This is a genomic window from Lentzea aerocolonigenes, from assembly GCF_000955955.1.
GTDB lineage: Bacteria > Actinomycetota > Actinomycetes > Mycobacteriales > Pseudonocardiaceae > Lentzea > Lentzea aerocolonigenes_A.
Window position 1 is genome coordinate 33592 of the sequence record NZ_JYJG01000231.1, and the last position, 6993, is coordinate 40584.

Sequence of the window (6993 nt, forward strand, 5' to 3'; positions counted from 1 at the left end):
GGTTGCGACGTCGGCGCACTGGATTGCAGTGGACGAGTTGCAAGAGATTAACCGCCGATCTGGCGGACCGCCGCCCACCCCCACCATTAGGCGAGGGCCCACTGACCGGGCCATAGTAACCCATGCGTGGCGGAATGGACGGCCGAACAGCCACATCAACAGTTGACTCTCGGCAATTGTGTGTCCAAGCGTGACCATTGTGCGTCCAGATCGCTGTATTCACCGTGAAGTTCTGTCAAGCCATGACGCATCCGGGTGAATGCAATGACCGGAAGATGTGGGACAAGCAGCGCAATGTGATCAAAAGTCGGGCATCACGCTGTGGAGCGCTTTGAGCGTGCACGGTTACTGCATCGATGCGGACCAGGTCAGAGGGCCGTCCAGCGCACCGGGAGATGGGCCACCCCGCCCACCAGCTGCTCCGCCCGAGGGGTGAGCTGCGCCACGCCGACCGCTAGGCCGAACGTCGCGAACCGCGTCACGAGGGCGGTGAAGACCTCCGTCAGCTCGACCCTGGCGAGGGGCGCGCCGATGCAGAACCTCGGGCCGTGACCGAACGTCAGGTGCGGGTTGGAGTCCCGCGGTACGAACAGGGCCGGCTCTGGGAAGCGGGTCTCGTCGCGGTTGGCCTGCTCGATGCCGAGCAGCACGAGATCGCCGGACTGGATGTGCACGCCGTCGATGTCGATGTCGGCCATCGCGTACCGGGGCATGCCGATGTCGTCGGACCGTGTCGAGATCGGCGACCTGTGCCGGAGGATCTCCTCCACGGCGTCCGGGATCGTTCGGGGGTTTTCGCGGATCGCGTCCCATTGGTCGGGGTTGATGCTCAGCAACATCACGCCCCGGTCGATTACCGCGACTGTTGTCTCATGTCCCGCGAACAGCAAACCCGCGCTGAGCTGCGCGATCACTTCTTCCTGTCCGGGCCCGGCACCTTCGATGAGCCTGGTGATGACATCGTCGCCCGGTTCCTTCTTCTTCCGTTCGACGAGTTCGCCCATGTAGGTCCCCAGGTTCGCGAAACCCTGCTGTGACTTTTCCGGGTCGTTGAGCGTGCTCATTGCCTCTGACCAGCGGCGGAACGTTTCGCGGTCCTCGTACGGGACGCCGAGCAGTTCGCAGATCACGAGTACGGGCAGCTTGAACGACACGGCCTCGTGGAAGTCGGCGGGCTGGGGCTGGCCGGTGAGCTCGTCGAGCAGGCCGTCGGCGATCTGCCGCACGCGTGGACGCAGCTTCTCCATGTTCCTGGCGGAGAACGACGGCGCGAGCATCCTGCGCATCCACGTGTGGCGCTCGTTCTCCTCCTGTTCGGTGCCCTGGCGCGGCCGGCCGAGCACGGCCGAGTCGATGAACCTCGGCGCGTTGTCCGGGTCGACGTGGCTGCGGCCGAGCCTGCGGTCCGCGAGCAGCGTTCTGATCTGGTCGTAGCCGGTCACCAGCCAGGCCTGGTCGCCCGCGGGTGTGGGCACTCGCTTGATCGTCATCCTGTCCCCCTAGATCCGTCGCATACGACGCGTCGTGCTCAACGTACCTTCCCGCCTAGACTTCGCGCCATGGTCGATGCCTTCCACGACGCCGAAACCGTGATGGCGCATTTGCGCGCTCTGCGACAGGAGCTGCTGACGACGTCGATGGAACCGGCGAGCGACCAGGCCCGCAGCGGGTTGACCGCCCCGCAGATCGGCCTGATCCGCTCGCTGGTGGTCGAGGGGTCGGCGACGGTGACGGAACTGGCGCGGCGGCTGAGCCTGTCGCACTCCACCACGTCCGGGATCGTGGATCGGCTGCAGGCGCGCGGGCTCGTCTCCCGGGAGGTCGACGCGTCCGACCGCCGCTACACGCGGGTGCGGGTGACCGAACCGGTGCAGAACTACACGCGAGAGATCTCGCAAGGTCCGTACGCCCGGCTGACGTGCGCGCTCGCCGAGGCCTCCCCCGTCGAGCGGAAGGCCGTGCTGGACGGCCTGGAAACCCTGCGCGCCCTACTGGCCCGCTGAGTGCTTGATGAAGGGATCCTTCATCGACCTGAGGTGGATGAAGGATCCCTTCATCCACCTAGGCGCCAGAGGTGGGCGCCCGCGATCAGGAAGACCTGGTCGCCTGCCCGTTCGGCCGCGGTGACCGCGCCGGTCGGGCCGTTCGCGGGGCGTTCGTCCTTTTCGGACACGAGCTTGACGCCGTCGTGGTCGATGAACAGCGTCGGGGTGCCGTTGACCGGGACCGGGGCGGCGAGGACCTGGTCGTCGCCGACCGGGATGTCCGGAGTGGTCAGCTTCTTCCAGTCCGCGCCGGTGCCGGTCCACCAGGCGAGCTTGCCCTTGCTGCGGCCCACGACGTGGCAGGTGCCGTCCCAGCAGCGGGCGGCCAGCGCGGCGTCGCCGTCCGGGAGCGCCGCGGTGGTCCAGGTCCTGCCGTCGAACTGCCAGACCGCGGCGCTGACCTGGCCCTTGCCGGTCTGCCAGCCGGCGACGAGGACGCCGTCGCCGTTCTGCGTCACGGCGAGCGGGAAGCGCAGCAGGTCCTGCGAGCTCTCCAGGACGGTGCCCGCTGACGGCTGGCGGCTCCACGTGTCGGCCGCGTAGGTCCACATCGCGATGTCGAGACCCGCCTTGTCGCTCTGCCAGGTGCCGATGATCAGCGGGCCTTGAGGCGTGCGGGCCGGGCCGATCAGCTCGCCCGCGCCATAGCCGCCGAACGTGCTGAACGCCTGCGGCTTCTCCACGATCTGACGGGTGTCGCCGGTCCAGGCGCTCCACCGGACGTTGCCGTGCGCGCCGCCGCGTTCGCCTCCGACGCCGGTGATCGTGACGCCGTCGGAGGTGATCCCGTACCAGTGGGCTTCCTTGCCGTACGGGGTGGCCGGGGTGAGCCGCGCGTTGCCGAGCGCGCCGTCCTTGCTGCGGGTGACCAGTTCCGGGTGGTCGCTGGGGCGGGTGCCGATGACGAGCATGTCTCCGTGCGCGGCCAGGGCTTCCGGGGTGGCTGTGAGGTCGATGGCGGTGAACCCGGTCGCACCGTCGTCGGTGGACGACGAGCAGCCGGTGAGGACGAGCAGAACCGCGAGCGTCAGCCTCCGCATGCGGGCCAGTATGACCACATGCGGCCCGAACCCGGTCAGGTACTGCATTTTTCCGAAGACCCGTCGATCACGCGGTTCGTGCCGCACCTGGCGGCCACCGCGCAGCAGCCGGGCGAGTACGTGTGGGCGGTCGGCTTCGACCGTTGCCCCGACTACTGGTTTCCGAGGCAGTGCCCGCGCGCGATGGCGTGGACGACCGAGAGCTCTGCTGCCGAGGACCAGAAACGGATCATCGGACCTGGGTGCGGCGAGCGGGTGCACGCGATCGAGTACAGCTGGCTGGAGCGGATGCGGACCGTGGAGCTGTACGCCTACCGGTTGCCCGAGGACGTGTTCCGCCCGTTCGGCGAGGAAGGCGACGGCCGGGGGCACGCGGTGGTCGCCACTGAGCCGGTGCTGCCGCTCGGCCCCGCGGAACGGGTCGGTGATCTGTTCGAGCTGCACGAACAGGCAGGCATCGGGTTGCGGGTGCTGCCGAACCTCTGGCCGTTCTGGGACGCGGTCCGTTCCAGCTCGCTCGGGTGGAGCGGGATCAGGTTGAGGAACGCGCTGGCACGACCAGTGGAATGATCAGCGCCCATGCGGGTGCTGCTGGTGGAGGACGACGAGCCGATCGCGGAATCGCTCACGCGCGGGCTGTCCCGCTACGGCTTCGAGGTGCGGTGGGTCAAGACCGGGGCCGAGGCGCTGGCCGACACCGGCGAGGCGGCCATCGTGCTGGTCGACCTCGGGCTGCCGGACATGGACGGCCTGGACGTGTGCCGCGAGCTGCGGGCGCGCGGTGACGTGCCGATCATCGTGATCAGCGCGCGATCCGACGAGGTCGACCGGGTGGTCGGGCTGGAGATCGGCGCCGACGACTACGTGACCAAACCGTTCGGGGTGCGGGAGGTCGTGGCGCGAATGCGAGCAGTGCTCAGGCGCGTGCAGCCGCCGGCGAAAGAAACCCAGCAGGAGCACGGGCGGCTGCGGATCGACCGGCGCGGCAGGCGGGTGCACCTCGACGGCGCCGCGCTGGAGCTGACGCCGAAGGAGTTCGACCTGCTGGTGTTCCTCGCCGAGGAGCCGGGCGCGGTGTTCACCCGCGAGCAGATCATGGAGGCGGTGTGGGACGAGAACTGGTTCGGGCCCACCAAGACGCTCGACGTGCACGTGGGGGTGCTGCGCCGCAAGCTCGGTGACGCGGCGTCGCTGGAGACCGTGCGCGGCGTGGGATTCCGGTTGGTGCTCGCGTGATCCGCCAACTCGTCTGGAGCTACGTGCTGCTGGTCGCGGTGGCGATCGCGGCGTTCACCGTGCCGGTCGCGTTCACCCTGAACAACCAGCTGTACGAGGACGCGGAGAACACCGCGCGCAGGGAGGCCGAGACCGCCGCGCTGCTGCTGGCCTCTGGCGACACGCGGTCGTTGAGCGCCCTGGTCGACGCCTACGAACGGCAGACGCCCGGCCAGATCGACGTGCTCGGCCCGGAACCCGAGCACAAGGAGTGGGACTCCGAGGGGCTGAAGCTCACCGTGCAGGCCACAAAGCCGGACGGGGAGGTCGTGGGCGCGATCCGGCTGTCCTATCCGGACGATCCGATCACGCAGAGGCTGTGGCAGATCTGGGGTTTCCGGGCGTTGCTCGCTGTCAGCGTGCTGATCGTGGCGGCGTTCCTGGGGCTGTGGCTGGCAAGGCGGGTCACGCGACCGCTGCGCGAGCTGACCGGGATGGCGACAAAGCTCCGGGACGGCGACCTGTCCGCGCGAACCGAGGAAACCGGCCCGCCCGAGATCCGCACGCTGGCGCGGACTCTCAACACCGCCACCGAGACGATCGGCACGCTGGTCGGGTCGCAGCGGGCGTTCATCGGCGACGCCTCGCACCAGCTCAGGACACCGCTCACCGCGCTGAGGCTGTCGCTGGACAACGTGGCGGACGGCGTCGACGACCCGCACGTCCGTGAGGACGTCGAGATGGCGACCGCCGAGGTCGTGCGAATGTCCCGGCTGGTCAACGGTTTGCTGGCGCTGGCCAGGGCCGAGGCCAACGTCGCCCACCCGGAACCCGTGCAGGTGCTGGACATCGTCTCCGAACGCTTCACCGCGTGGCGCGCGGCCGCCGACGAACGCTCGATCTCGCTCGTGTCCGAGGGGTTCGACATCCGCGTGCTCGCCACGCCGGGGCACCTCGAGCAGGTGCTGGACAACGTGCTGTCCAACGCGCTGGAGGTGTCCCCGGACGGCGGCACGATCCTCGTCCGCACGACCCGGCCCGGCCTGCTGGAGATCATCGACTCCGGGCCCGGCCTCGCGGACGCGGACCGGGCGCGGGCGTTCGACCGGTTCTGGCGCGGTCAGGGGCTGACCGGCAAGGGCGGGTCCGGACTCGGCCTCGCGATCGTGAAGCAGCTCGTCACCGACGACGGCGGGTCGGTGCGCCTGGAAGCCGCTTCGAGCGGCGGGTTGTGCGTGCGGATCAGACTGTCTCCGGCATAGCCGACGAGTGGTGGTTCACGATGAGCCACTTGCCGTCGATCTTCTCGTAGACGAACGTGTAGCGGGCGTCCACAGTGGTCGGCTTGCCGTCCTTGGTGAGCGCGAACCGGTACGTGCCGGCGTCGATCGCGTCGTCGGCGTTGAGCACGGCGACGTGCGAGTCGAGGATGGTGCCGCTCGGCTTGTTCTGCAGGAAGTGCTCGAAGTAGTCGACGATCTCGGCCCGCGTGGACCGCACCTGGTTCGACACCGTGGGCAGCAGGACCGCGTTCGGAGCGTAGTGATCGGCCACCTTCTGGGCGTCACCCGTCGCGAGGGCCGCGTTCCAGTCCGCGAACAACGCCTTGATCTGCTCCGTCGTCGGCTTCGCGTCCGCCACCGTGCCCGATTTTGGGGCCTCGGCGGCGTTGCTGGCACATCCGGTCACCAGCAGAGCAGTCGCGGCCAGTGCGGTAACCCCAACAAGCTGCTTGCGCATCGTCATCCTCATCCCCGATCGAGTGGCTGTTGACAACCACTTTCGGGTAACGCACGGAAGCGTCAGGACAAGAGAACGCCTGCTCAGGTACAAGCTTTCGGAAAGCCTGGTAAACGTGGACGTATGGGACTTCTCAGCGGGATGATGGGGAACGCGTCGAAGCTCGACCCTCGCGCGGCTGCGAAGGAGTTCGGGCGGCTGCTGGCGCAGGGGGAACAGCTGCACGCGGCGTACCAGCTGGTGCGCGACTCGTTCCTGTTCACCGACCGGCGGCTGATCCTGGTCGACAAGCAGGGCATGACGGGCAAGAAGGTCGAGTACCACTCGGTGCCGTACAAGGCGATCACGCAGTTCTCGGTCGAGACGGCTGGTCACTTCGACCTGGACGCGGAGCTCAAGATCTGGGTCTCGTCGCACGACGTGCCGATCTCCAAGCAGTTCGGCAAGGGCGTCGACGTGTACGAGGTGCAGGCGCTGCTGGCAGCCTTCGTGGCGCGGTAGCCGGGGCCGTCCGGCCGGGGCTGCGAGCCGATCGCGACGGCGACCTCGCACAGCGCCACGAGCAGCGCGGTGACGAGGTGGCTGGTGTCCAGCAGGAGGTTCAGGGCGGCCAGGACGGCGGGCGCGAACCGGCTGCGGACCAGCACTCGCGTGATGACGGTGGCGCAGCGGGTGGTGGACATTTCCGTTCCCTTCCAACGATTCGGCCTCTACCACTACGTCGAACCAGACCGTCCCGTTTCGACGTCCGAAGCACGAAAATGGTGGCTGCGCAAAGAAAAATCCCCCGCCGGCACGTGGCCGGCAGGGGATTTCGCCTGCGAGATCTAGCGGTACTGCAGCACGCCGCGGAACTTGTCGCGGTACGCCCACGCCAGCCCGAGCTCGGCGGCGACCACGACCAGCGCGGTCACGATGCCGGACGGCTCCAGGAACACGTGGAACAGGAAGAT

General features: G+C 68.4%; 9 protein-coding genes. 6 read left to right on the forward strand and 3 right to left on the reverse strand.

The window, feature by feature from the left end; genetic code table 11:
* Window positions 1–368: 368 nt before the first annotated feature.
* Complete coding sequence (locus tag UK23_RS28020) at window positions 369–1490, reverse strand: cytochrome P450 (protein WP_045314649.1); 1122 nt, start codon at window positions 1488–1490, stop codon at window positions 369–371.
* Window positions 1491–1559: 69 nt separating this feature from the next.
* Between UK23_RS28020 and UK23_RS49005 the strand changes: the two genes are divergently transcribed.
* Window positions 1560–2003, forward strand: coding sequence for a MarR family winged helix-turn-helix transcriptional regulator (locus UK23_RS49005; protein ID WP_052685123.1), 444 nt, complete (start codon window positions 1560–1562; stop codon window positions 2001–2003).
* A gap of 50 nt (window positions 2004–2053) precedes the next feature.
* On the opposite strand, the gene UK23_RS28030 is transcribed toward UK23_RS49005, so the two are convergent.
* Window positions 2054–3085 (reverse strand): hypothetical protein, encoded by a 1032-nt coding sequence (locus tag UK23_RS28030; RefSeq protein ID WP_156213438.1) that lies wholly within the window; start codon window positions 3083–3085, stop codon window positions 2054–2056.
* 18 nt (window positions 3086–3103) lie between these two features.
* Between UK23_RS28030 and UK23_RS28035 the strand changes: the two genes are divergently transcribed.
* Genes UK23_RS28035 through UK23_RS28045 form a run of 3 tightly spaced genes read left to right on the forward strand, consistent with a single transcriptional unit; the run spans window position 3104 to window position 5562 of the window.
* Window positions 3104–3655, forward strand: a complete 552-nt coding sequence (locus UK23_RS28035; protein WP_045314651.1) for a DUF6886 family protein — start codon at window positions 3104–3106, stop codon at window positions 3653–3655.
* Between the two features lie 9 nt (window positions 3656–3664).
* Entirely contained in the window at window positions 3665–4321 is a 657-nt protein-coding gene (locus UK23_RS28040) for a response regulator transcription factor (protein ID WP_045314652.1), read from the forward strand.
* The gene (locus tag UK23_RS28045; RefSeq protein ID WP_045314653.1) at window positions 4318–5562 is read left to right on the forward strand and encodes a sensor histidine kinase; all 1245 of its coding nucleotides are present in this window, start codon (window positions 4318–4320) and stop codon (window positions 5560–5562) included. The genes UK23_RS28040 and UK23_RS28045 overlap by 4 nt, the downstream gene beginning before the upstream one ends.
* Here UK23_RS28045 and UK23_RS28050 read toward each other — a convergent pair.
* Complete coding sequence (locus UK23_RS28050; protein WP_231114708.1) at window positions 5543–6040, reverse strand: SgcJ/EcaC family oxidoreductase; 498 nt, start codon at window positions 6038–6040, stop codon at window positions 5543–5545. The two genes, UK23_RS28045 and UK23_RS28050, sit on opposite strands and share 20 nt — an antisense overlap.
* A 123-nt stretch (window positions 6041–6163) precedes the next feature.
* Here UK23_RS28050 and UK23_RS28055 point away from each other — a divergent pair, with 123 nt between their 5' ends.
* Both UK23_RS28055 and UK23_RS51940 read left to right on the forward strand, forming a co-directional pair.
* The gene (locus UK23_RS28055; RefSeq protein ID WP_045314655.1) at window positions 6164–6541 is read left to right on the forward strand and encodes a PH domain-containing protein; all 378 of its coding nucleotides are present in this window, start codon (window positions 6164–6166) and stop codon (window positions 6539–6541) included.
* A gap of 153 nt (window positions 6542–6694) precedes the next feature.
* Window positions 6695–6871, forward strand: a complete 177-nt coding sequence (locus tag UK23_RS51940; protein WP_156213440.1) for a hypothetical protein — start codon at window positions 6695–6697, stop codon at window positions 6869–6871.
* Window positions 6872–6993 lie beyond the last annotated feature (122 nt).